The 23306-nt window shown below is 69.0% G+C and carries 20 protein-coding genes, 1 tRNA gene and 2 pseudogenes; 10 read left to right on the forward strand and 13 right to left on the reverse strand.

From position 1 onward, the window contains the following. Window positions 1-1611 (reverse strand): class I adenylate-forming enzyme family protein, encoded by a 1611-nt coding sequence (locus ABGB08_RS32205; RefSeq protein WP_347597869.1) that lies wholly within the window; start codon window positions 1609-1611, stop codon window positions 1-3. A gap of 44 nt (window positions 1612-1655) precedes the next feature. Next, window positions 1656-2549 carry an MBL fold metallo-hydrolase gene (locus ABGB08_RS32210; RefSeq protein WP_347597872.1) on the reverse strand — a complete coding sequence of 298 codons (894 nt, stop codon included), beginning with the start codon at window positions 2547-2549 and terminating at the stop codon, window positions 1656-1658. 188 nt (window positions 2550-2737) lie between these two features. Between ABGB08_RS32210 and ABGB08_RS32215 the strand changes: the two genes are divergently transcribed. Together ABGB08_RS32215 and ABGB08_RS32220 are read left to right on the forward strand one after the other, a co-directional pair. Beyond that, entirely contained in the window at window positions 2738-3391 is a 654-nt protein-coding gene (locus ABGB08_RS32215) for a hypothetical protein (RefSeq protein ID WP_347597875.1), read from the forward strand. Beyond that, complete coding sequence (locus tag ABGB08_RS32220) at window positions 3328-4119, forward strand: hypothetical protein (RefSeq protein ID WP_347597878.1); 792 nt, start codon at window positions 3328-3330, stop codon at window positions 4117-4119. The genes ABGB08_RS32215 and ABGB08_RS32220 overlap by 64 nt, the downstream gene beginning before the upstream one ends. A gap of 31 nt (window positions 4120-4150) precedes the next feature. Here the strand turns inward: ABGB08_RS32220 and ABGB08_RS32225 are convergent, their stop codons facing one another. From ABGB08_RS32225 to ABGB08_RS32235, 3 genes are all read right to left on the reverse strand, one after another. Continuing rightward, window positions 4151-5665, reverse strand: a complete 1515-nt coding sequence (locus ABGB08_RS32225) for an FAD-dependent oxidoreductase (RefSeq protein ID WP_347597881.1) — start codon at window positions 5663-5665, stop codon at window positions 4151-4153. 29 nt (window positions 5666-5694) lie between these two features. Then, window positions 5695-7260 (reverse strand): AMP-binding protein, encoded by a 1566-nt coding sequence (locus tag ABGB08_RS32230; RefSeq protein ID WP_347597883.1) that lies wholly within the window; start codon window positions 7258-7260, stop codon window positions 5695-5697. 244 nt (window positions 7261-7504) lie between these two features. Further along, a complete protein-coding gene (locus ABGB08_RS32235) occupies window positions 7505-8377 on the reverse strand; it encodes a hypothetical protein (RefSeq protein WP_347597886.1) in 873 nt (290 codons plus the stop codon). Window positions 8378-8583: 206 nt separating this feature from the next. Here ABGB08_RS32235 and ABGB08_RS32240 point away from each other — a divergent pair. After that, a pseudogene (locus ABGB08_RS32240) lies at window positions 8584-9012 on the forward strand (nucleotide disphospho-sugar-binding domain-containing protein); the annotation flags it as partial. A gap of 348 nt (window positions 9013-9360) precedes the next feature. On the opposite strand, the pseudogene ABGB08_RS32245 reads toward ABGB08_RS32240, so the two are convergent. Continuing rightward, window positions 9361-9540: pseudogene (locus tag ABGB08_RS32245) on the reverse strand (hypothetical protein); the annotation flags it as partial. 83 nt (window positions 9541-9623) lie between these two features. On the opposite strand from ABGB08_RS32245, the gene ABGB08_RS32250 reads away from it, so the two are divergent. Continuing rightward, window positions 9624-10181 carry a hypothetical protein gene (locus ABGB08_RS32250; protein WP_347597889.1) on the forward strand — a complete coding sequence of 186 codons (558 nt, stop codon included), beginning with the start codon at window positions 9624-9626 and terminating at the stop codon, window positions 10179-10181. Window positions 10182-10659: 478 nt separating this feature from the next. Here the strand turns inward: ABGB08_RS32250 and ABGB08_RS32255 are convergent, their stop codons facing one another. Beyond that, the gene (locus tag ABGB08_RS32255) at window positions 10660-10905 is read right to left on the reverse strand and encodes a hypothetical protein (protein ID WP_347597892.1); all 246 of its coding nucleotides are present in this window, start codon (window positions 10903-10905) and stop codon (window positions 10660-10662) included. A gap of 161 nt (window positions 10906-11066) precedes the next feature. After that, window positions 11067-11738 (reverse strand): alpha/beta fold hydrolase, encoded by a 672-nt coding sequence (locus ABGB08_RS32260; protein ID WP_347597895.1) that lies wholly within the window; start codon window positions 11736-11738, stop codon window positions 11067-11069. A gap of 207 nt (window positions 11739-11945) precedes the next feature. On the opposite strand from ABGB08_RS32260, the gene ABGB08_RS32265 reads away from it, so the two are divergent. Next, window positions 11946-13058, forward strand: a complete 1113-nt coding sequence (locus ABGB08_RS32265; protein ID WP_347597898.1) for an NAD(P)-binding protein — start codon at window positions 11946-11948, stop codon at window positions 13056-13058. Between the two features lie 70 nt (window positions 13059-13128). Here the strand turns inward: ABGB08_RS32265 and ABGB08_RS32270 are convergent, their stop codons facing one another. After that, window positions 13129-15567, reverse strand: a complete 2439-nt coding sequence (locus ABGB08_RS32270) for an ATP-binding protein (protein ID WP_347597901.1) — start codon at window positions 15565-15567, stop codon at window positions 13129-13131. Window positions 15568-15693: 126 nt separating this feature from the next. Here ABGB08_RS32270 and ABGB08_RS32275 point away from each other — a divergent pair, with 126 nt between their 5' ends. The 3 genes from ABGB08_RS32275 (at window position 15694) to ABGB08_RS32285 (ending at window position 18722) form a co-directional block, all read left to right on the forward strand. After that, the gene (locus ABGB08_RS32275) at window positions 15694-15840 is read left to right on the forward strand and encodes a hypothetical protein (RefSeq protein ID WP_347597904.1); all 147 of its coding nucleotides are present in this window, start codon (window positions 15694-15696) and stop codon (window positions 15838-15840) included. Next, window positions 15837-17246: a cytosine permease gene (locus ABGB08_RS32280; RefSeq protein ID WP_347597907.1), complete on the forward strand. Its 1410-nt coding sequence runs from the start codon at window positions 15837-15839 to the stop codon at window positions 17244-17246. The genes ABGB08_RS32275 and ABGB08_RS32280 overlap by 4 nt, the downstream gene beginning before the upstream one ends. Window positions 17247-17549: 303 nt before the next feature. Next, complete coding sequence (locus tag ABGB08_RS32285; protein ID WP_347597910.1) at window positions 17550-18722, forward strand: hypothetical protein; 1173 nt, start codon at window positions 17550-17552, stop codon at window positions 18720-18722. Between the two features lie 277 nt (window positions 18723-18999). Here the strand turns inward: ABGB08_RS32285 and ABGB08_RS32290 are convergent, their stop codons facing one another. Both ABGB08_RS32290 and ABGB08_RS32295 read right to left on the reverse strand, forming a co-directional pair. Further along, window positions 19000-19377: a DUF4190 domain-containing protein gene (locus tag ABGB08_RS32290; RefSeq protein WP_347597913.1), complete on the reverse strand. Its 378-nt coding sequence runs from the start codon at window positions 19375-19377 to the stop codon at window positions 19000-19002. A 30-nt stretch (window positions 19378-19407) separates the two neighbouring features. Beyond that, window positions 19408-19482: transfer RNA gene (locus tag ABGB08_RS32295), tRNA-Val, on the reverse strand. A gap of 499 nt (window positions 19483-19981) precedes the next feature. Between ABGB08_RS32295 and ABGB08_RS32300 the strand changes: the two genes are divergently transcribed. Together ABGB08_RS32300 and ABGB08_RS32305 are read left to right on the forward strand one after the other, a co-directional pair. After that, entirely contained in the window at window positions 19982-20398 is a 417-nt protein-coding gene (locus ABGB08_RS32300) for an SsgA family sporulation/cell division regulator (protein WP_155343490.1), read from the forward strand. A 72-nt stretch (window positions 20399-20470) separates the two neighbouring features. Beyond that, window positions 20471-21877: a hypothetical protein gene (locus tag ABGB08_RS32305; protein WP_347597916.1), complete on the forward strand. Its 1407-nt coding sequence runs from the start codon at window positions 20471-20473 to the stop codon at window positions 21875-21877. Here ABGB08_RS32305 and ABGB08_RS32310 read toward each other — a convergent pair. Beyond that, window positions 21874-22479 (reverse strand): DUF305 domain-containing protein, encoded by a 606-nt coding sequence (locus ABGB08_RS32310; protein ID WP_347597919.1) that lies wholly within the window; start codon window positions 22477-22479, stop codon window positions 21874-21876. The genes ABGB08_RS32305 and ABGB08_RS32310 overlap by 4 nt on opposite strands. Continuing rightward, window positions 22476-23306, reverse strand: a complete 831-nt coding sequence (locus tag ABGB08_RS32315) for an aminotransferase class IV (RefSeq protein ID WP_347597922.1) — start codon at window positions 23304-23306, stop codon at window positions 22476-22478. Before ABGB08_RS32315 ends, ABGB08_RS32310 begins: the two co-directional genes overlap by 4 nt.

Consider the following 23306-nt stretch of genomic DNA (forward strand, 5'->3'; position numbering starts at 1 on the left):
TCATCTGACATCGGCCACCGTCTTCTCCCGCCACGCCTGCAGCTCGTGCTTGCGGACCTTTCCCGACGCCGTCATCGGCAGGGCGTCCACCACGTGCCACTCCACGGGGATCTTCTGCTTCGCCAACCGCACCGACTCCAGATACGCGACGACCGCCTCAGGCCCGGACCACGGCACCCCGTCGGCGGGCACCACGAATGCGCAGACCTTCTCGCCCAGCCGGGGCTCCGGCACCCCGACCACGGCCGCCCGGGCCACGCCCGGGAAGGAGGTGAGTGCGTCCTCTATGTCCTTGCAGGGCAGTTTCTCCCCGCCGCGGTTGATGATGTCCTTGATCCGCCCGTCGATCCGGACCCAGCCCTCGGCGTCGACGATCCCGACGTCGCCGGTGCGGAACCAGCCCTCGGCGTCGACCTGCTCCGCCGTGAGGGCGGGATCGGTGTAGCCGATCATCAGCTGGGGGCTGCGGATCCACAGCTCGCCAGGCTTTCCGGGCGGAAGCGCGGCACCGCCTGCGTCCCGCGCCTCGATCTCGGAGCCGGGGAAGATCCGGCCCTCGAACTCGCCCGCCCGGGCCGGCGGGGTGCCCGGTGGCACCACGACCACCGTGCCGGACATCTCGGTCATTCCGTAGCCGCGCGCGGCGGAGACACCCAGGGCCGCGGCCCGTTCGAGCAGGTGCCCCGGCGTCGACGAACCACCGCTGACATAGGTCGTCAGCCGGTGGCTCGGCGATCGCCCCGCCTCGTAGAGATCGACCATGTCCTGCAGGAAGACCGGCACGCCGTGCGAGTAGGTGCCGCCCTCCCGCTCCGCGACGTCGACGACCGCCTTCGCGTCCCACTTGCGCAGCAGCACGACCCGGCAGCCGGTGACCAGCGGGATCACGCAAGCGCAGAGGAATCCGGACAGGTGGGATACGGGCGCGCCGTTGACGATCACTTCACCGCGGTGAAAACCCTGGACCCGGCGCATCGAGTGCACCGTCGCCAGCACACCGCGGCCGCTGAGCTGGGCGCCCTTCGGGGCCGCGGTGGTGCCGGAAGTGTAGAGGATCGTGCAGCACTCCTCCGCCGCCGCGGGCTCGGGCAGCGTGACCGCGCCTGCCGCGGCCGTCGGCACTGCCTCCCAGCCCGGCGCCCCGCCGTCGACGACGTACCTGGCTCGCGGCTCCACCCCGGTGTCGGCCAGCACGCGGTCGATCTCCGCGACCGGCTCCCGTCCGCCGAAGACCGCCGCAGTGACGACGGCCGCGGGCCTGCAGTCCGCGACGATCTGGCGCATCTCGTGCTCGCGGTAGATCGTGATCACCGGGACGGCCACCGCGCCGATCCGCCAGGCGGCGAGCTGGGCGACGATCGACTCCAGCGTGTTGGGCAGGTACACCAGCACCCGGTCGCCTCGCCCGACTCCGCGCCGCACGAGGTCCGACCCCACCGACCGCACCCAGTCCGCCAACTCGGCATAGGTGAGTCTGCGGCCCTCGAAGAGCAGGTACTCGCGATCCGGCCAGGTCGCGGCGGCGGAGTCGAGCAGCAGCCCGATGCGCTGCTCGGTCCACAGACCGAGGTCCCGGTAGCGCGCGGAGCGCGGGTCGGTGAGGAAAGACATGGGTGGCTCCTTGTTCTACGTCGGATGAGCCTCAGTCGGATGGCTCACCCGGCGACGGCTTGGTAGCGGCCGGGCTCGATCTCCGCGACGGCGCCGGTTCGGATGAGCCGGGCGATGTGCTGCTCCGCGGTGCGCGCCTCGACGGTCGGGACGTACGGCTCGTCGACATGGGCGCGGTAGACGAACCGGTGCCCGACGACGTCGGCGAGCGACCGCGGTTCGGCGAGGAAGCCGGTCAGCGCGGCGTCCCGCCGCACCACGACCTCCCGGTAGGCCCGGAGCCTGTCGCGGAACTCCTCCGCCCCCTCCACGACGCCCTTCTGGTGGTACGTCCCGTACCACCGGGCCTCGATTTCGGCGCAGGTCTCGATCGACCTCTCGAAGCCCTCAAGACTGCTGCCCAGGTCCCCGTAGAACGGCCCGAAGGAGGTGAGGTCGATGTCGGCGACGAAGAAGAACCCGTCTGGCTCGACCAGCAGCCCGCTGTGACCCGCCGTGTGCCCCGGCAGGTGCACGACGGTGGCCGTGCGGTCGCCGAGGTCGAAGCGGTGTCCGTCCGGCACGCCGACCGCGTCGGGCCTGCCGCGCACGCCGAACTGCGAGGCCAGGGTCTCGCGGAAGGCCGCGGCGGCCTCCTCCGGCAGCCCGTATCCCGCGAGCAGGACCTCGCTGGAGCGGACCGCGGCCAGGTCGGCCTCGTGCACGTGGACCGGCGCCGCGACGAGGTCGATCCCGGCCAGGTGGTCCTCGTGCGCGTGGCTGACCAGCACGGCGTCCGCCCCGGGCACACCGCCCTCGGCCAGGGCAAGAGAGGGGTCGACGAGGAGTGTGCCAGCGCGGCCGCGGACCATGAGCGAGTTGCCGTAGGGGTACCCGCCGCCGTTCGCCGCCTTGAGTACCCTGACCGCCCCATAGTCGTGCGGTGTCCATCCGGGCATCACCATCGACTCCGCTCAGACTTCCCGCTGGTACGGAGGCAGGATCTGCTCCATGTAGTTCTTTCCGGTGACGGCGTCCGCCGTCAGGAGGGCGGTGTAGGCGACGCCGTCCATGAACTGCCCGTAGTTCTTCACCGAGTCGCCGACGAAGAACAGCCCCTCCGATCCCGGGGCACTGCGGGTCCAGCATGCCGTCCCAGGCCTGGTCCGGCGTCGGCTGCACCGAGGTGACCCCGTCGATCGCCGGGAAGAGCGCCCACTCCAGTGCCTCGGCGAAGCCGGGGTGGCTCGCCTTCATGAAGTCGGTGATCGCCTCGGCGAGCATGACCAGCTTCCCGGCCTTCTCCAGCTCACCGAGCTCCTCGGTGGACAACCCGATCCAGCATTCGATGATCTCCTTGCCGGTCGGGGCTTTGCCCTCGACGAACAGGGAGTGCGCCTCGTACCCGAGCATGACGCCGTCCGGCAGGGCCGGGTCGTCGATCGGTACCTTCGTGAACAGCATCCCCGGGATGTCGATCACCGACCGGCTCAGCCCGAAGATCGGCACGAACGCCCCGCCGGACTTCAGCCCGCGGACGTGCTCCACGAACTCTCCGGGCAGCGCCTGCTGCGGGATCAGCCGCTCCACCGCCAGCACGGCGGGCACGTTGAGGATCACGGTGTCCGCCAGCAGGTCCCGGGTCTCCCCCGCCGAGTCCGTGACCCGCAGGCCTTTCGCCACGCCGTCGTCGACCAGCACGGTCTGCACCGTCTGGCCCGTCTTGACGTCGCCACCGTGCTCCCGGATGACGTCCGCCAGGTTGAACGCCATCTGCATGAAGCTCTCGCCGCCCATCTGACCGAGCGTGCCGTCCGCGAAGTGCAGACCGGCGTTCATCGGCATCCGGGTGGCGAGGATGAACTCCCCGGCGGACAGGTCGCGCGCCGAGTTCATCCCGACGGTGAATGCGCCGAGGATGTCGAAGAACTCCAGCACGGTCGGGTTCTGCGTGCGCGGCTCGACGAAGTCCAGCAGCGAGATGCGGTTGGCCTCGCGGATCTGCTCGATCGGCATGCGCAGCATCTCGCCGAGGATCTGCTTCATCTCCCGGTGGTCCTGCTCCTCGAACCACGGGAAGGAGCCCCGCTTGAGCTCGTGCAGCACGCCGTCGTGCCAGAAGCCGCACGCCTTCAGCGGCACGATCTCCACGGGTACGCCCAGGTGCTCCAGCACGTGCGCCATCCGGGAGTGGGCGCCGTTGACGATGTCGTGCATGCCCAGTTCGAAGCTGTACCCGGCCAGGAGCTTCCGGTCGATGATCGTATCGAGGTCCGGGATACTGTGCCCCAGTCGGCCGCGAGAGGCCCGCAGCGGACCGAGATAGTCCTCGGCCGTGGCGATCTCGTCGCCCTTGTAGTGATGGATGCGGCCGCCCGTGCCCGTCTCCCTCTCCACCACCAGGACGCGCTTGCCCTCGTCCTTCGCGAGCAGGGCGGCAACGCTCAGCCCGCCCAGGCCCGCGCCCGCTACCAGTACGTCAAAACGATCTTGGGTCATCGGTACTCCTTCGTGCCGTCGCTGTCATGATTCTAGTGATAATTCACTAGGTTGCTAGACGTCAGCGGAGATAGTCCGGGAGCAGCGGCAGGAAGTCCCGTCCGGCGACCGCGTTGGCGCACAGGATCGCCCCGTGCGCGGCCCCGTTGGTCCCGACGTCGGTCTGGGTGACCGTGTCCCCGGTGAAGAACAGGTTGGGCACCAGCGGATGCTGCACGGGCGGCCGCCGGTCGCCCCCGATACCCGGCGCGGGAGCGGCCCCGTAGATCCGGTCGGCCTGGGTGAAGATCGCCCATTCCATGTTCTCGTCGAAGCCGGGGTAGCGGCTGCGGAAAAAGTCCAGGTGGGCCTCGGAGATCCGGCGGAGCAGCTCGTCGTCCGTCGCCTCGCCCTTCGCGTGGAGCACGGTCCAGGTCTGCAGGTAGTGCCCCTCCGCTGCGCCCACCCGCCGCGTCGGGTCCAGCGCGGTGGTCTGTTCGAAGGCCAACCAGGCGTCCCCGCCCTTGAGGGGGATGCGCTGGGGCAGCGGGTCGATGAGGAACACACCGGTCGGCCGGGCCGGCTCGATCAGTTCCTTGACCCCGATGAACCCGGTCATTCCGACAGCCGAGTAGATTTTCGCGATCCGCTCGCGCAGCTCCGCCGGGAAGGACTCGATCGGTACCACGCGTCCGATCGCGTCCATCGGCAAGTTGACGATCACGGCCTGGGCGTCGATCCGCTCGGGCCCCGCCGGGCCGTCGATCTCCACGCCGGTGGCCCGGTTGCGGTCGAGCAGGACCTGACGCACCGGGGTGCCTGTCCGGATCTCGCCGCCGTTCTCCCGGATGATCTCGGCGAACACGTCCGCGATGGTCTTGAACCCGCGACAGACCTCACCGTTGCCGCCGCCGTGCGACAGGTGCATCCCGGCCGCGATCGGCAGGTTGTTCGTCCGGATGAACTCCCCCGCCGAGCCCTCGGTGGGGTCGTTCAGGGCGAGCACGAACCGGCCGAGCCACAGGTAGTAGTCACGGACGAGCTGGTCCTCGGTCACCATGTTCACGTACGACAGCAGGTCGATGTGGTCGTAGCGGGCGGACTCCGCCGGGGAGATCGCGACGCGCTCGGCGGCCACCCGCCGGTGCTCGCGGCGGGACTCCTCCGGCCAGGTGGCGCTGACGTCCTTAAGGTCGACGAACCCGTCGCCGGAATCGAAGTAGAAGCCGATCTGCGGCGCCACCGGGATGGACTTGCCGAGGGCCTTGGCCAACAGCGAGAACCGGTTGCGCCCGGTGGCGCCGACGGTGTGCCAGCCGGGATCGAGGATGAACCGGTCGAAGATCTTGTGGTCGTCGACGATCTCCTCGAGCGCGGGCTCGGTGTGCACGATCCTGACGTTCGCCGCGCCCTTGAGTGTTCGCCGGTACTCCTCGGCGGACGGGCTACCGTGGTGGCCGCCGAACGACATCACCCGGCCCCCGATCGTGTTCTCCTTCTCCAGCACCAGGACCGAGCGGCGGTCCTTGGCGGCGAGCAGCGCACCGGTGATCAGGCCACCGATGCCGCCCCCGACGACGATCGTGTCGTGCGCCATGCGAGACTTCCCTTCCTGAAGAGCGTGGGTCAAACCGTCGAACGCGCGGTGTCCGCGAGCTCGGCGCGCAGTACGCGCTTGAGCACCTTGCCGGTGGAGTTGCGGGGAAGCTGGTCGACGAAGGCGAACGAGCGTGGCTGCTTGTACCGGGCGAGTCGCTCGGCCACGTGCTCGAGCAGTTCCGCCTCGGTCACGGTCGAGCCCGGGGTCCGGACGACGACCGCGTGCACGGCTTCACCCCAGCGCTCGTCCTGGCGGCCGACTACGGCGCACTCCGCGACCCCCGGATGACTGGCGAGCTGCGTTTCGACCTCGCCGCACGCGACGTTCATGCCGCCCGAGATGATGATGTCCTTCAACCGGTCGACGACGGTGACGAACCCGTCCGCATCGATCACCGCGAGGTCCCCGGTGCGCAGCCAGTCCCCGGCCCTGGACGCGGCGGTCTCCTCGGGCATCGCGTAGTACCCCGAGGAGACCGAGCCGCCGCGGAACCACAGCTCACCAGGAGTGCTGCCGTCCCGCGGGACATCCGCACCCCCTGCGGCGACGATCCGAGCGTCGAGGTGGCAGTGCGGCCTGCCCAGCGAGCCGAGCTGCCTGCGCTGCTCCGGGGTCCCGTCCGGGTGCTGGTTCTGCGGGCTGAGGACAAGCCCGCAGGAGAAGGTCTCGGCCATGCCGAGGGTCGGGTACAGGCAGTCCCCCAGCGAGGCCCGCGCCGCAAGCACGAGTTCGCGGGTCACTGGGGCACCGCCGAGGACCACCGCCCGCAGGCTCGACGTGTCCAGCTCGTCGATCCGCGGATGCGCGAGCACCGCTGACACCATCGTCGGGACGGCCACGGTGTGGGTGACCCGGTACTCGGCGACCGAGCGCACGAAGGAGTCCGGGTCGAAACCGGGCAGCACCACGGTGCGGCCGCCCTTGAGGAACACCGGTGAGAGGTGCGCGGGCCCGCCCGCGTTGAGGTACTGGGGGATGCACTGCAGATTCGTGTCCCATTCGAGGACCGGATACTCTGCGGCCCAGGCGAAGATCGCAGACATCGCGTTGTCCTGGGTGAGCACTGCGGCCTTGAGCCGGCCGGTCGTGCCGGAGGTCGGGCACAGCATGTACGGGGCGTCGGAGGGCGGGAGCGGCGCGGGCGGCACCCCGTCCTCAGCGGCCAGGATCCGTTCGAGGTCCAGGTCGAACGGATGAGGTCCGCCGAACCCGATCACATGCCGCACCGACGGCGTTTTCCCCAGCCAGCGCCGGGCCGCCTCCGCCTGGTGGGCGTGCACGAGCAGGGCAGTGGGCTCGACGTAGTTGACGTAGTCGATCTGCTCGTGCGTCGAGTGCCGCAGGTTGAGCGGGGCGCCCACGATGCCACTGCGGGCGCAGCCGAAGAAGAACTCGACGAACTCGGCACAGTTCTCCGCGAGCATCGCGACCCGGTCCCCGCGGCCGAGGCCCAGTCGGGTCATGGCGTTAGCCCAACGTTCGGTGCGCTCGTGGAGGCTCCCCCACGTCTCGGTGCGCACCCCGGGGACGACCACGGCGTCGCGGTCGGCGTAGTACTCGGCGTTCCTGCGGGTGAGGTCACTGACCAGCACGACGTTGTCCTCTCATCGAGGCATGCCCTGGACCGAATCCCGACGCTGGTCCAGCAGCATGTGATCCAGCTCACGGATTCTAGTGATACATCACTAGGTTGCAGAAACGCAACCGTCGAGCCCGACCCGTTGTGACGCGGCCGAGCGAGCTTGCAATGCCAGCCTTATCGTCATTAACTTGTCGTCCTGGGCAGCCCTGACCACCGACGCCGCTCCGGAAGGCGGCGGCCTACCGCGGACGAAGTCATCCCCTCGATGTGCAGGCTGATCTCGTCTTGGCAGAGGACTTGCAGGAAGTCCAGGGGGCCGAGGTCGCCGGCGTGGGCTTGGGCGAGCCTGGCGTCCGGGTGAACTCGGCTGGCCAGCGGAGTCCGCGCGGCAGGATGCTGAACGCGTTCATGACGAGCTCGCCGAGGTGCTGCTGCTCGCGGGCACCAATGAGGCCGCCGACCGGCTGAACGCAGCCGCCCGAGCGATCCGCCGCGCCCGCGGCGAGCTGGATGGCCCGGACCGCCTTTACCTTCTCCCCGGCGGAAAGACGCTGCCGCTGGCGGTCGGCGAACACGTCCGCGTACGCCGCAACGATTACCGGGCCCGGCGCGGTGAGGGCCTGGACGTGCTGAACGGCTACCGGGGCCGCATCACCGCCATCGGTGCTGACCGGCGGGTGGAGGTGGAGTGGCGCTCCCGTACGGCGGACGGCCCGCGGCTGGTCCGCGAGTGGATCAGCCCGGACTACATCGCGGCCGGTGGCCTGACCCACGGCACCGCCATGACGGTGGCGGCCGCCCAGGGCTTGACCGCCGAGCACGCCCTGATCTACGGGCCGGGCCTGGACCCGCACCCCTTGTACGCCGCGATGACCCGCGACCGGCAGACCGCCCGCCTCTACCTCCCCCGCGACCTGCTGGAATCCGACGCCGACCGGGCCCGCCACGGCCAGGCCCGCACCCCCAGCGAAGAGCTGCAGCGCGCCCTGGCCGCCTACGCCGCCGCCCTGGAAGGCGACCGGGCCGACCGGCTGCTCATCCCCGAGCCCGATCCGATCGCCACCCCCGCTGGCGAGGGTCAGGGCGTGTCCGGCGAACCAGCCCGCGATCCGGATCGCGGGGCACACCGCGAGCAGCGCGCCGAGGCCCTCCGGACAACCGAACCCAAGGGCCAGGACGCGCGGCAGGTGCTGGACCCGTCCGCCGCGCCAACCTGCTGCTGTCCCTCACCCGCATCCCGCACGGGCTGGGCCTGGCCGACGACCAATAGCTGGCCGCACGCACCCGCCGCCTGGCCGCCGGGCAGGGGCTACCGACGGCCGGGGCGGAGGCAGTGTCCTGGCTGTCGCCGCTGGCCTGGGCCCAGAGCACGCGGGCCTTCGCCGATGAACGCTGGTGGCTGCTGGCCGCCGTCGCCGCCACAGGGGCCGACCTGGTCATCCACGGGCCCAGCATCCCCGGCCACCGCACCGCCATCGTCCACCACGGCGGCAGCGGCACCACCGGCGCGGCGCTGGCATCCGGCCGACCCCAGGTCATCTGCCCCTTCGTCGCCGACCAGCCGTTCTGGGCCGCCCGCGCCCACGCCATCGGCGCCGCCACCGCGCCGCTGCCGCAACGCCACCTCACCGCCCAGCAGCTCGCCGACGCGATCCGCCAGGCCGTCACAGACCCGGCCGTCACCACGCGCGCCGGCCAGCTCGCCGGCGCCGTCCGCGACGAAGAAGGGACCAAGACCGCGGTCAACATCGTGGAATCCCTCCTTCATCGCCATCGGACCGCATCGGCAACCACCCCGCGACCCTGGGTGCAGGGCCACAGCCGGCGGGGGAATAACCGGCGGGGCCTCCCGCAGGATGGGCAGCCCGATCGGGTCGTATCCCATGCCGAGCGTGAAGCGGTGGTAGCTCTCCCCCGCGTGCGCGAACGCCTCCCCCAGCAAGCCACTGGCCGCCGGAGCGGCATGGTGCAGCGGAAGAAGCCCGTCGTCGTCCGCCGATATCCACGGATTTCCCGTGCTGGTGCTCGGATCCGGCACCGCCGTCCAGCTGCCCGCCCCCTGGCGGCTGTCCAGATAGCCCTGCTCGCGCAGCCGGTCGTAGGCTGCCGTCACCCTGGTACGGCTCACGCCCAGCGCTCCGGCCAGATGCCGCTCGGCGGGCATCCCGCACCCGCGCCGGCAGCCGCCCGTCCAGAATCCGATCCCGTACCGCTTCCGCCAGCGCCCGATAGTACGGCTGGGCGTCGGCCGGCACCTCGACCAGCCGGGCCAGCTGCCCCGGGCTGACATACCGCTCCATCCCCCACGATAAAGCCATTTTCCAGAATTGGCTCTTTATTACTTCGGGAGGCGTCGGCGACCATCGACGCATTATGACCGCAACGACAGAGCTCGCGATCCCCGTCTTATCCCTTCCGGCACGGCTGGCCCGCCTCTACGCCGGCCTGGCCGCATACGGCGTCGGCATGGGGCTCCAGATCGAGTCCACCCTGGGCAACGATCCGTGGAACACCTTCCACCAGGGCCTGTCGGTGCGGACCGGATGGTCGGTCGGGACCTGGCTCGTCATTGTCGGCGCACTGGTCATGCTGGTGTGGATCCCGCTGCGCCAGAAGCCCGGGCTGGGCACCATCAGCAACGTCGTCCTGCTCGGCGTGTTCACCGACGCGACCATTTGGCTCGTTCCAGCACCCGACCACCTGGCCGTCCGCTGGGCGTACCTGCTGGTAGCGGTCGTGCTAGCGGCCGCCGCCACCGGCCTGTACATCAGCGCGGGCCTGGGGCCGGGCCCCCGCGACGGCGTCATGACCGGCCTGCACCGGCTCGGCCTGTCCATCCGGATGGCCCGAACCCTCATCGAGGCCACCGTGCTGTCGGCCGGATTTCCGTTGGAGAAGCCGGTGAGGTTGATCACCGCGTTGGGGTCGTAGTCGTCGTACACCACGTTGAGGGTTGCGGTGAGGCCTTGGTTGTCGATGACGTCCAGGGTCGCGGTGACGTGGCCGGTTTCGCGGTTCCATTTGCCGGATCCGGAGACTTTCACGTCGCTGGTCCAGCGGATGTTGCGGAAGGTGAAGGCGTAGACCGGGCCGTCGCCTTCTGTGCGGAATGTTCCGCCGCGGAGGCCGACGCCGCGGTCAACTGAGACGTAGTACCACTGCCAGATCGCGTCCTCGACGACGGCCGCGCCGATGGTGGCGAGCCGGAGCGCGTGCGCACCGGCCTGATTCCCGGGCCCGGGCACGGCCGGGACGACTTGGGCGCGCTTCGCGGGGAACGCGTCGACCAGGCGGACTTCAGGCATCTCGGTCGCGCAGGAAGCGTCCAAGGGTTGAGCCGGATGGCGGATGAACGTGCGTACCAGACCTTCGGCGCAGCCGACGTAGTCGGCTAGCGCGGAGACGTGGATCATGTTGCTGACCTGGACCCACTGGGCGTGTGGGCCCATGTGCTGGCGACCCGCTCGCCATCGGCGGGGGTGGTGAGCGAGTCCAGCTCGCCGGAGAGGACGAGCACCGGCAGGGACGGGGGCGCGATCGGGGTGCCGGACACGATGGGCGGGTCGTCCGCGGCGGGTTTCGGCCACTTCAGGCAGGAGTCGAATTCCTCGGCGCCGCTGGTCGTCCATTCCTCGACGGTGAAGGGGGCGAACATGTCGGCGGGGAGGGCGGCGACGGCCTGCCGGTATTGGGCGGCGCGGTCGCCGGTGTAGGCGAACGCCTGGGGGTAGTCGTTGCAGAAGACGGCGGAGTAGAGGCCGGCGGAGAATTCGGCGGCGGGGCCGGAGTCCTCATCGGGGAAGACCGTCCGGGCGGTCAGGCGGAGGATCGGCTGCTTGTCGCCCCGGTCGAGGTGAAGACCTGGGCGAAGTAGGTGCCGTAGGAGTCGCCGTACAGGTCGACGCGGCCGGGGGCCAGCAGGTCGAGCAGGCGGGCGATGTCGCGGGCGGCGTTGGCCGTGGTGTAGAGGTCGCTGCCGCGCACGTACGAGCCGTCGGGCCGCTGCCGGGTGTGGTTGAGACGGCGGCCGCAGGCGCCGACGGCGTCGATGTAGGCCTGGTTGCCGTCGGCCGTGGTCGCGTTCTGCAACCGGGGGCAGCGGACCGGGTCGGAGCGGCCGGTTCCGCGCAGGTCGGCGATCAGGACGTTCCGGGTCCTGGTCAGCGGGCCGAGCATGTCCAGGTAGTAGTCGCGGGAGGACGTCGAGGAGTATCCGGGGCCGCCCTCGACCGCCAGCACGGTCCCCTGGGCGTTCTCGGTCGCGGGGAACCACTCGAAATAGAGGCCGGTGGTCCCGGCTTGCGGGTCGGCGTACGAGAACGGCACCTGAACGGTCGCGCACCAGGCCAGCGCCGAGGTCTCGCACGGTTCCAGGGTCAGCGACCCGACCGTGATCGGCGCGCGCCCGGCCGCCTGGACCAGTGGGGTAGCGGTGCCGAGGCCGGCGACGATGGCCGCTACGAGCGCGACCACACGCAAGGGGGACATACCTCCAGACGATCTCCCCGGAAGTCCCCGCCGTCAATATCCGAATTGAGCGCTCAGTCAGGCTTGCCCTAGATGACGTGCTTGGAATGCGACATCGGACGCGATGCTGTCCCCGGCATGACGTCCCCTGAGTGCCACTGGCAGACCGGCCTTTGACCCGGCTCCGGTGATCTCGCCTTCGGAAATCTCAGGAGAGGACCCTTTTCCATGCGTTACGACGTCGTCATCGCCGGTGGCGGGCACAACGGCCTGGTCGCGGCGGCCTATCTGGCCCGTGCCGGGCGGCGGGTGCTGGTCCTGGAACGGCTGGACCACATCGGCGGCCTCACCGTCTCGGCCAAGGCCTTCCCCGGCGTGGACGCCCGCCTCTCCCGCTACTCCTACCTCGTCAGCCTGCTCCCCACGAAGATCGTCAAAGACCTGGGACTCTCGCTCGAACTCCGCCGCCGCCGGGTGGCGTCCTACACCCCGATCGGCGACACCGGCCTGCTGATCGACAACGCGGACCCCGCCCGCACCGCCGCCTCGTTCACCCGGACCGGCTCGTCCGACCTGAACGCCTGGAACGACTTCCACACCGCCCTCTCCCGGCTCGCCGCCCGCGTCGCCCCCACGCTGCTCGAACCCCTCCCATCCCGTACGGCCCTGCGCAAGACGATCGACGACGACACGGCCTGGCACGACCTGTTCGAACGCCCCATCGGCCAGGTGATCGACGACCGCTTCGGCAGCGACCTGATCCGCGGCATCGTCCTCACCGACGCGCTGACCACCGCCTTCACCGGCACCTTCCGCGTCAACGAGAGCGCCTCCCAGCTCGCCACCGCCTTCGACCGGGCCTCGCGCGGGCTCATCCCCGACCTGCCCCCGTCGGAGATCTACTGCCACTCCCTGACCGACGACTCCATCTTCGGCCCTTCCCTGCGCGAGACCGGCGCCCAGACGCTGACCCTGTTCGGCCTGTGCATGCCCGCCCGCCTGTTCACCACCCCCGAGGCCAAGGAACTCGCGGTGGCCAGGGCAATCGCCTCAATCAACACCGTCCTGGCCGAGCCGATCGAGAACTGCCTGCTCACCACCCCGGACGGGCAGCCCTGCCTGGAAGCCAAGACGCCCCTCGACCTGGAACGGGACGTAGCCCTACCCGGTGGGCACATCTTCCACGGCGACCTCTCCTGGCCGTACGCGGAGGACGATCACGGCCCGTGGGGCGTGGAAACAGAACACCCCCGAATCCTGCGCTGCGGCGCGAGCGCCCGCCGCGGCGGCGGCGTGAGCGGAATCCCCGGCCACAACGCCGCCATGGCCGCCCTCGGCTGAAGCCGTTCGTCCGCGCGGACGGACTTCGTGCCATCGGCCCGCTTCGCCGCGATACTCCAGCTCCAGCTGCTCACCCCGGATCCGTGAGCGGCAGGCGGAGGACGAAGCGCGCGCCGGAGGTGGGCGGGTGTTCGACGTGGAGGGTCCCGCGGTGGGCGCGGGCGATGTCACGGGCGATCGCCAGGCCGAGGCCGGTGCCTCCCGCGCCGCGGCTGCGGGCGGTGTCCAGGCGGGCGAAGCGCTCGAAGATGTGCTCGCGTTCGGCTTCGGGGACGCCAAGACCGTCGTCGGTGACCGTGAGCTCGGCGCTGCCGCCGTTGCGGCGCAGGCCGACCTCGACGTCGCGCTCCGCGTGGCGCTGGGCGTTGTCGAGCAGATTGGTCAGCACCCGGCCGAGTTGCTGGGGGACGGCGTCGATCATCACGCCGGGTTCGAGCCGGAGCCGTACCGGGTGCCGGTCGCGCCCGCGGCGGGAGACCTCGGTCTCGATCAGCCGGGCCAGGTCGACCCGCTCCGGCGTGGCCGACAGGTCGGCCCCCAGCCTGGCCAGCAGGAGCAGGTCGGCGGCGATGTCCTGCAGCCGGTCCACGTCGCCGAGCGCGTGTTCGAGCAGCTCGTCGAGGTCGGTCTCATCGGGGTGGAGCTGGGCCTCCTCGAGCTGGGCGCGCAGCCCGGCCAGCGGGGTGCGCAGTTCGTGTGAGGCGTCGGTGGTGAAGCGCCGCTCCCGATCGAGGGACTCCGTCAGCCACGCCTCCAGGCGCTCCAACTCCTGGACGCGGGTGCGCTCCATGTCGTACAGGCGGGCCCGCGCCAGGGCCTGGGAGACCAGCCCGCTGAGCCCGGTGAGCGCGGTGCGCTCCTCGCTGGAAAGGCGGCGGGGCCGGTCGAAGGAGATCAGGCACCACCCGGTGTACTGGCCGGGCACGAGCAGCGGGAGGATCGCCGAGGCGCCCAGGTCGGGGCCGTCCGGATACTCGGTCTTCGAGGTGATGAAGAGCGGAGTGCGTGATCGAAGCGCGTCGGAGAGGGCGGAGCGCTCCGGCAGCGTCTGGTTGTCCAGACGGCGGAGGATGTCCGCGGGGTAGTTGAAGGCTCCGGCCACGTGCAGACGGCCGCGGTCGATGGTGAGGATGGCCAGCCCCGCCGCGCCGAACGCCGGCAGCGCCCGCTCGGCGATGACCCGCACCAGGTCACAGGCGGTCACGGCGTCGCCGAAGGCGCGGGTCAGCTCCTGGATCCAGGCGGCCCGCTCGGCGGCGGCGCGTTCGGCCGCCGCACGCTCGGCGTCGCGCAGCCGCTTCTCCGTGACATCGGCGAGGTAGAGGGTCAGGCCGTCGGGCACCGGCACCAGCCGCACCTGGTACCAGCGCTGATCGGTCGGCCACTGCACCTCGAGGCCGACGGGCACGCGCTCGGCGGCGGCCCTGCGGCACGACGCCTGCAGCTCGTGCAGCTTCCCCGCGGGCAGGTCCCACAACACCTGACCGTAGGGGTCCACGACCCCCAGGAGGCGTTCGGCGTCGAGGTTGACGAATGTGACCCGCCAGTCACGGTCCACCGCGAGGAAGGCGTCGCTCATGTAGCGGAGCGCACAGCTGACCGATTCGCGCGCGGCGCGGCTCTCCGTGGTGTCCCAGACCGTGCCGATCATGCGTACCGGCTCACCCGCGTCGTCCAGCACCAGGTGGCCGCGCTCCTGCACCCAGCCCATCGTCCCGTCCGGGCGGCAGGCGCGGTACTCGACGTCGTACAGGCCCCTGGTGCGGAGGGCCTCCTCGGTCGCGATCATCACCCTGGGATGGTCCTCCGGGTGGATGAGGCTGACCCAGGAGTCCGTGTTGTGGGGGGCGGTGCCGGGATCGATGCCCAGGACGGTCAGCGCGGGCTCGTCCCAGTACAGCTCTCCGGTCAGGATGTTCCAGTCCCAGGATCCGATCCTGGTCGCCTTCAGCGCCTGCCGGAGATGGGAGTCGGCGGCATGCCACCACGGGCGCCTGGTGTCCGAGTCGGCGCTGGATCTCGCCAGCCGCTGGGCCAGCCAGTCGGCCAGCGACTGGAGGAACGCCTGCTGGCGGCCGGTCGGCTTGGCGGACCCGAGGGAGAGCACCGACAGCACGCCGATCGGTGCGGCACGGCCGGGCAGTGGCACGGCCGTCAGCGTCACGGCGGGCGCCGTGACCGCCTCGTCCCTCTTGTCGCGCCGGACCCGCAGGGCAGCGGACGCGCACACGGGCGCCCCGTCGCGCAGCGCCCGGACGATGACCTCCCTGATCTCCCCCCACTCCCGCAGTTCCGCCGGGGGCAGTCCGGTGGCGACCACCAGGCGCGGCTCGCCGCTGCTGGCGGGGGCGCCGGACCAGTGCACCATCCCGCTCAGCGCGCCCAGGTCGGCGACCGCCTGGTCCAGCGCGTACTTCAGCACTTCGATCTCACCGAGGCCGGCGGACGCGAGCGCGAGAACGCGCAGCCGCTCGTCCTCTTCGGAAGCCACGGCCCAGGGTTCGTCCATCGCCGTTCTCACCCCCCTGGCGGTCATGCCAGAGGCATGACGCTGGGCCGATTCGTCCGAACACTTGTCCCGTTTGTCATAATAATGACCGGTTTCTAGAGTGGGGTAAAGCTCCTGGAGGGCGTCGTGCCAAAGCAGCTCATCGAGCGGATCGAGCAGATCGACGATCCCGCGGAGCAGGGCGTGCCCTTCACCCGGGGCGACTATGTCCTGCTGTTGCTGGTGACCTTGGTGGTGCCGCTCATCGCGCTCTGGGCCGGGGCGGCGATGTGATCGAGCAGGGCGAGAGCGGGTGGCCGATTCCCCGCTCGGAGCGTCCGTGGAGTGGCCTGCCCGTGTTCTTCGCCTCGGCCTCGACCGCCATCGCCACCTGGTGCTTCTTCATCGGAGGGCAGGTCGCGGATTATCTGAACGCCACGGCGGGCACCCTGACCATCATCTGCGGGTCACTCCTCGGCATCCTGCCCGTGATCCTCGCCTGCCTGCCCCCATGCGGGAAGTACGGCGTCGACTCCGTCGTCACCAGCAAGGCCCAGCTCGGTACGCGCGGCTCGATCTTCGCCATCGCGCTCATCTACGTCTCCGTCGTCGGCTGGAACGTCCTCCTGATGATCTCCTTCAGCCGTGCGGGCGCCGAGATCCTCATCGCGACGGGGAGCGCGCCGCGGTCGGCGCGTACCCTGCTGGAGACGGCCATGTCTCTTATCGGCGCGGCCGTCGTCTGGTACGCCCTGCGCAAAGGGGCGGACTCACTGCGGAGCGCGACAACCTTCATGGCCCCCGGAGTGATCATGCTCGGGCTCGTCGTGCTGGGCCTGCTGATCCAGCGGATCGGATGGCACGAGATCGCCGCCGCCGAGCCGGTCGCCGCCCGCCCCGACCCGCGGTACAACTACGCCACGAGCGTGGAACTGCTGGTATCGAGCAACCTGTCCTGGTGGCCGTACGCCGGCGCGATCATCAGGCTCTCCCCCAGCGTCCGGGCCACGCTCTGGCCGGCGGTGTTCGGCCTGGGCCTGTCCGTGGGCCTGGTCTCACTGATCGGCCTCTACACCGGCCTGGCCGTGCCGGGCTCCGGCGGCGACCCGACCCGGCACCTCCTCGCGCTCGGCGGCCTGTGGGTCGCCCTGGCGGGCCTGGCGTTCATCGTGCTCGCCAACGTCGCCACCATCGTCGTGGGCAGCTACGTGGCCGCCCTCGCGCTGAGCCAGGTCCCTCCCCTGAACCGCGCCCACTGGAACGTCAGCACCCTCGCCGCCATCATCCCGGCCGTGATCGCCTCGGCGTTCTTCGCCGTCCCCTCCGCCGAGCACTTCCGCACATTCCTCGCGTTCTGCGGCGTCCTGTTCGGCCCGATGGCGGGAATCCAGATCGCCGACTACTACCTGCTGCGCGGCCGGCGCCTCGACATCGCGGCGGCGTTCGACAACTCGCGCCACTCCGCCTACTACTTCTGGAACGGCATCAACCCGGTCGGCTTCGCCGCGCTGGCCGCAGGCTTCGCCGGCTACTTCTACCTGCTCAACCCGCTCACCTACACATCCCACCCGCCCTACGACTACATCACGGCCGCCATCCCCGCCGCCCTGCTCTCCGCCGCGCTCTACACCCTAGGCGTCACGCTCATCCTCCGCCCGTCCGGGAAGGGCGGCTACCACCGCCAGGGCAAGTCCCGATGACAGCCGATCTATGTCCAGCGCTCGAAGAATCGGGGTCAGCTAATCAAGAAGGCCGGTTCGGCCGCTGGCCTGATGCTGCCATTCCCCTGTCGGTGGTACTGCTGGCTTTCTGTTGCGCCCATCGATCGCGTTGTGAAGCGCCTCTCTCGGTCACCCGGAACTCTCATGATCGCCCACCCGTTATCCCCCCGTGACTGGATTGACCTAGGGTGTCCTTCGATAAAACGGGGAGGCGTGGGGAGCTTGACGTCATCTGTCGAGACGAATGGATCTGCTTCTAGCGAGTCGGCCGGGATCGGTTCCATGCCTGATGCCGAAGGATACATTGTCCGGCCTGGGCCTGGTCGGCGCATTGGATTTTTCCTCCTTCTCATGGGCGTATTAGGAGCAGGCTACCTCTATCTGAATCCCGGCAATAAACCCCAGGCGATACCGGAATGGAAGCCAGGACCATATGATCCGCCGGTGCAGTACGCATTCATTCCGGATGATTCAGATTGCCCCGGTCCACTTACCGCCGAAGAAGAGGATGCCCCACCAAAAGTAGTCAGGTGTAGCGAATGGCGGCTGCGCGTGCACTACAAAACAGGTGAAGGAAAACAGGAGATAGGGATCACTTACGGCGCGGGCTGTGGCGGATATGGGGCTGATTTTAGCGAGGACGACTGCACGTCCGACATCCCCCTCTTTGATGCGGCAAGCCAAGCCCAAGTAGAAGAATCCTTCAGCCGAGGCGTACCACTCCGTGTCAGCCCTGACGGCCACCACATTGCATACTTCAGTAAGACGCGTATGCAGTTCGTCGGATGGGATCTGCCCGCCGCACAGCTCAAGCCCATCTCACCACGACTCGACGGTAAGGCGCTCGATCGTGTACGCAGTCTGGAGATATCGCCCGATGGCCGGTTCTTCGCAGTCGCATTTTCTGGCACCCAACCCCAAGTACTTCTCACCGAGTTAGCCACCGGACAGACTTCAACCTTCCCGGGCTTCTGCCGCGTTCTTGGTATCAGCGAAAGCGCCACTGCCATCGCAGTCAAGCGGACTTGCCCGGAACTCGAAGAGGATAACTCTGCTAGTAACACTGTAACCATGCTGAACCGGCAAGGCATAGTTACCAGCGAATGGGTGGGAGGTTATTTCAGTGGTGTTCTTTCCCCGGACGGCCGCCTGCTGGTAGAGGCACTTCCCGATATTAACGAGGACAACAAAGACTACCTTGTCACCTATGACACCAAGACCGGAAAAACTTCCAAGAAGCTCGAACTTCGGCTTCTGTCCGAGCCAAGCTATGCCAGTGGATATGACTGGATCAATGCCCAGGAGTACATCGTTCAGGCTAATGCCCCAGAGGGTGGCGGATCCTTCGGTTATTACGCGGTCAACGTGCAAACCGGGAAGTCTCAACGAATCCGGGACCTCGGCTTAGATCCGGGCAATATTATCTCCCTAGGCAAAGTGCGTATTAAGAACTGAAAGGTGCTTCACGCTCCCTTCGGTGGCGCCACTCCCCCACCCGAATCCGGTCGGCCAGATCGGCGGCGATCTGGCGGTACGGCGGCAGCGCGGTTGGTTCGGTGGGCCGACTCGGGATCGCGCCGGGCGAAGGTGCCCTCATCGGGAACGGTGTTGATCAGGCCTTCGTCCTGGAGCGGGCGCGTGGCCGGGCGGACGGTGGTCCGGGCGATCCCGAGCTCGCGCACAAGTTCGGGTTCGCTGGGGGGCTGCTGGCCGGGCGCGATTTCGGCCCCCTCTACTGGTCGATGCTGCTGCCCACGAACCCGATCGCCAGGAAGATCATAGGTGCGACGAGCAGGTAGCCCAGGATCAACCCGGTCACGGCCATGCCCCGGCCGCCCTTCTGGCCGTACTTGGTCTCGCTCAGCCCGACGTGCCCGCAGATGACCGCGATAATGCACGGCACGCCGAAGGAGCACCACCCGGCGAAAAGGCGAGGATCCCGAAGACCATGGATGCCGTGGCCGCGCCGGATGTGGGCGGCATGTGGACGTAGATGGGCTGAGGATAGCCGTAGGGCGGCTGCTGGCCGACGGAGCAGGCCGGGGTGCCGTGTATGACGTGCGTGGCGGCAGGTGGCCTCAGGAACGACAGAAGCCCCGCTCAGCGACACGCCAGAGGGGGCTTCACCAGGGGATTCTCTTGGTGGGCGATACTGGGATCGAACCAGTGACCTCTTCGGTGTGAACGAAGCGCTCTCCCGCTGAGCTAATCGCCCGGGATGGCCGGGCGTTGGCCCGACGTGGAAAACCATACCGCACTCGGGGGGTGGTGCGCGAAGGGCTTGGGGACGGGCGGGTGAGGATGCGATGGGTGAGCGAGTGAGTGCGGAGCGGTGGATTCCGGGGTGTTCTGGTGGTGTGAGGGGCAGCGCACCGCAAGTTGGGGCGCATCGTCACCGAAAGGTTCTCTGGAGTGCGGCGGCGTGGCGGTGTGTTGTCATAGCATCGTGATGCCCCACACTCGACCAATACGCACCACCTGAGACCGATACACCCCTCCCGACGACACGCAAAACCCTTGCAAACATGCACCTGTTGGTGACGTTTGCGCAGGTAGTCGCCTAAATGTCTTGCTGTGAACTGCGTTACAGAAGGGCCTGAGAGCGGAATCTTTCCTACAGGTTTCTTCGTTCCGCGTCATAGCACGGGACGTAGTCCGTGTGAGCAGTGAAAGCCCCGTTGAGGGGACCCGACGACGAAAAGGTTTGGCTGACGATGAACAGCACCACCGTCTCTGCCGAGCTGGGCCTTCGGCTTGTGGTCCCTGACCGTACTACCGTCCCCCTGCTCGCCGGACTCAGCTACACGGCCGAGGATCCGTACGCCATCCGGATGGCCTTCCACGTGGGGAACGACGAGCCGGTCGAGTGGATCTTCGCGCGCGAGTTGCTGACCGTCGGCATCGTCCGGCGGGTGGGTGACGGGGATGTCCAGGTCTGGCCGGCGCGGTCGGACGGTGAGCGCACGCTCAACATCAGCCTGACGTCGCCGTTCGGGCAAGCCCTGTTCGAGGTGCCGCTGGCGCCGCTGACCGAGTTCCTGCACCGTACGTATGAGCTGGTGCCGGCTGGGCGTGAAGTCGACTTCATGGACCTGGACGAAGAGTTGACGAATATGCTCTGGAGCTCCTGAACTGTTACCTATTCCCGACACAGCCCATGCTTTCCTGACATAGCGTCCTGTCTGGAGATAGGGGGCGCCGAGATGGGGCGTGGGACGGGAGCGTCGCTGCTCGCGGGGGTCTTGCTGCTGGGGGCGTGCGCGTCGCCGACGGTGGAGGAACCGCCGCAAACCCGGCCCCCGGTCGCCACCACGATCCCCCCGGAGACGGGGGGCATGCCCGGCGTCGACGAGATCAAGCACAGTGACAACGTCAGGCTGGTCGCCAACGTGCCGCTGGAAGCGCCGTTCGACGGACCGCAGGCCTGGGGGACGGATCTCGCGTTCCAAGGCACGTACGCATATGTCGGCAATTATGAGGGTTTTACGGTTGTTGATATAGCGGATCCGGCGGAACCCGCGGTGGTGTCGCGGACCGTGTGCCTGGGTGGGCAGAACGATATTTCGGTATCTGGGAATTTGCTCTTTCTGTCGGTGGATTCGCCCAGGAGCGATGACACCTGCCAGGGTCAGGCGTCGGATCCGGGCGCGCCGACGGCCTGGGAGGGCATCCGCGTGTTCGACATTTCCGACAAGGCCAAGCCGGAGTACGTGACCTCGGTGCGGACCGACTGCGGATCCCACACGCACGCGCTCGTTCCCGGTGAGACGTCGATATATGTGTACGTGTCGTCGCCGGCTTCCGTACCGGACGAGCGGAACTGCCCGCCACCGCATCAGAACCTGACGATCGTCGACGTACCGGTGCAGAACCCCAAGGCCGCCCGGGTGGCCGCGAAACCCGACGTCTTCCAGGATCGGCCGGGCGGGGACGGGGAGTCCGAGTTCAATCCGGCCGGATGTCATGACATCACCGTCTATCCGGAGCGGAAACTGGCGGCGGCCGCGTGCTTCGGGGACGGTTTCCTGCTGGACATCACCGATCCTTTGCGGCCGAAGACGCTGCAGGTCGTCCAGGACGAGAATTTCGCGATCTGGCATTCCGCGACGTTCAACAACGCGGGCACCAAGGTCGTCTTCGGGGACGAGCTGGGCGGCGGCATGGCTCCGACCTGCGACGCGAACGTGGACGAGACCCAGGGCGCGAACGCCATCTACGACCTCGTCGCCGGTCCGAAGCTCCAGAAACGGGGATATTTCAAGATTCCGCGGGCGCAGAGTCCGGAGGAGAACTGCGTCGCGCACAACGGTTCGCTGATCCCGGTGCCAGGCAAGGACGTCATGGTCCAGGGCTGGTACCAGGGCGGCGTCTCGGTCTGGGACTTCACCGATTCCGACAATCCTCGCGAGATCGGGTTCTTCGAGCGCGGCCCGCTGCCGCCGGGCAAGCAGCTCGGCGGGTCATGGTCGGCGTACTACTACAACGGTTACATCTACTCCAGTGACATCACCAAGGGCTTGGACGTCCTGGAAATCACCGATCCGCTGACCGATCCCGCCAAAGCCGTGAAAATGACCGAGCTGAACGTGCAGACCCAGCGGTCGTACTAGAGCATCTCCCGCATGCGGGCGATCTCGATCCGCTGACCGCGCGCCACGTCGGTGGCCAGGGTGCGCATCATGCGGTCGCGGCCGTCGCGGAGCTCCTCGGCCGCCATCGTCAGCGCGCCTTCGTGGTGCCTGATCATCAGGGTGAGGAAAAGCCGGTCGAAGGCCGCGTTCCTGGCCGTGCGGAGGTTGTTCATTTCGGGCAGGCTGGCCATGCCGTACCCATCCGGGTGATCGTGGGCGGGCGCGCGGCCGAGAGCGGCCAGCCAGGAGGTCATGACCGCGATCTCGGGGCGCTGCGCCACCTCGATGCGGCGTGCCAAGGCCGTGACCTGGGCATTCGTGGTACGGTCCGGGACGAGCCCGGCCATCTCCAGGGCCTGCCGGTGATGCGGGATCATCATCTCCGCGAACCGGACATCCGCGCCGGTCGAGCGGGACTCCCCCGTCCCGATCCGCTCCCCCGGCGTCGCCGTACGGCCCACGCCGCCGGGCCCGCCCGGCACGACCACCGGCGCGCCGGACCCGGCGACCAGCGGCGTTTCCGGCGTGGCCGCCGAGCAGGCGGCCACGAGCACGGCGGCGAGGGCGACGGCCGCTCTCACGGATCGAGATCGTCCGCCGAGCGCGCGGCGAAGGTCCGCATGGCGGCCAGCGTCACCGGGCCCGGCGCCTGCGGCAGGGGCTTGCCGTCGACCCAGCCGATGGGCTGGATGTCGCGGGTGGTCGAGGTGAGGAAGGCCTCTTCCGCGTCGTAAAGCGCGGAAAGCGGAACGTCCTGCTCGGCGCCGTCGCACCATTCGAGGGTCAGCGCCCTGGTCACCCCGGCCAGGCAGCCGGACGCGAGGGTCGGCGTGATCAGCCGCCCCTTGGTCACCAGGAACACGTTGCTGCCGGTGCCCTCGCACAGGTTGCCGGCCAGATTCTCGAAGATGGCCTCGCCGCCGCCGCGTTCCTTGGCGTAGGCGAGGGCTTTGGCGTTGTCGCCGTACGAGGTGGACTTCACGCCGGCGAGGGCGCCGCGCTCGTTGCGCGACCAGGGCACGACGACGACCTCGGCCGCTGCGGGGAACGGCTTCTGCTCGCCCACGATGATGATCGTGTTGGTGCCCTCGGCGCCCCGGTCGGAACCGAGCGGGCCCGGGCCGCTGGTGTAGGTGACGCGGATGCGGCCGAGCGCCCAGGCCGGGGCGGCTTCCAGGCAGCGCCGGACCCCGTCGGCGATGGCGGCCAGGTCGGGTTCGGGGAGATCGACCCGCTTCGCGGAGAGCGCCAGCCGGTCGAGGTGGCGGGTGAGCGCGAACGATTTCCCGTCCATGCATTTGATCGTCTCGAAGACGCCGTCGCCGACCATCAGGCCGTGGTCGAAGACGGACACGACCGCCTGCTCCGGTGCCAGCAGGTCGCCGTTGACCCAGATGGGGACACTCAT

This window comes from Acrocarpospora sp. B8E8, from assembly GCF_039871605.1.
In the GTDB taxonomy this organism is placed as follows: domain Bacteria; phylum Actinomycetota; class Actinomycetes; order Streptosporangiales; family Streptosporangiaceae; genus Acrocarpospora; species Acrocarpospora macrocephala.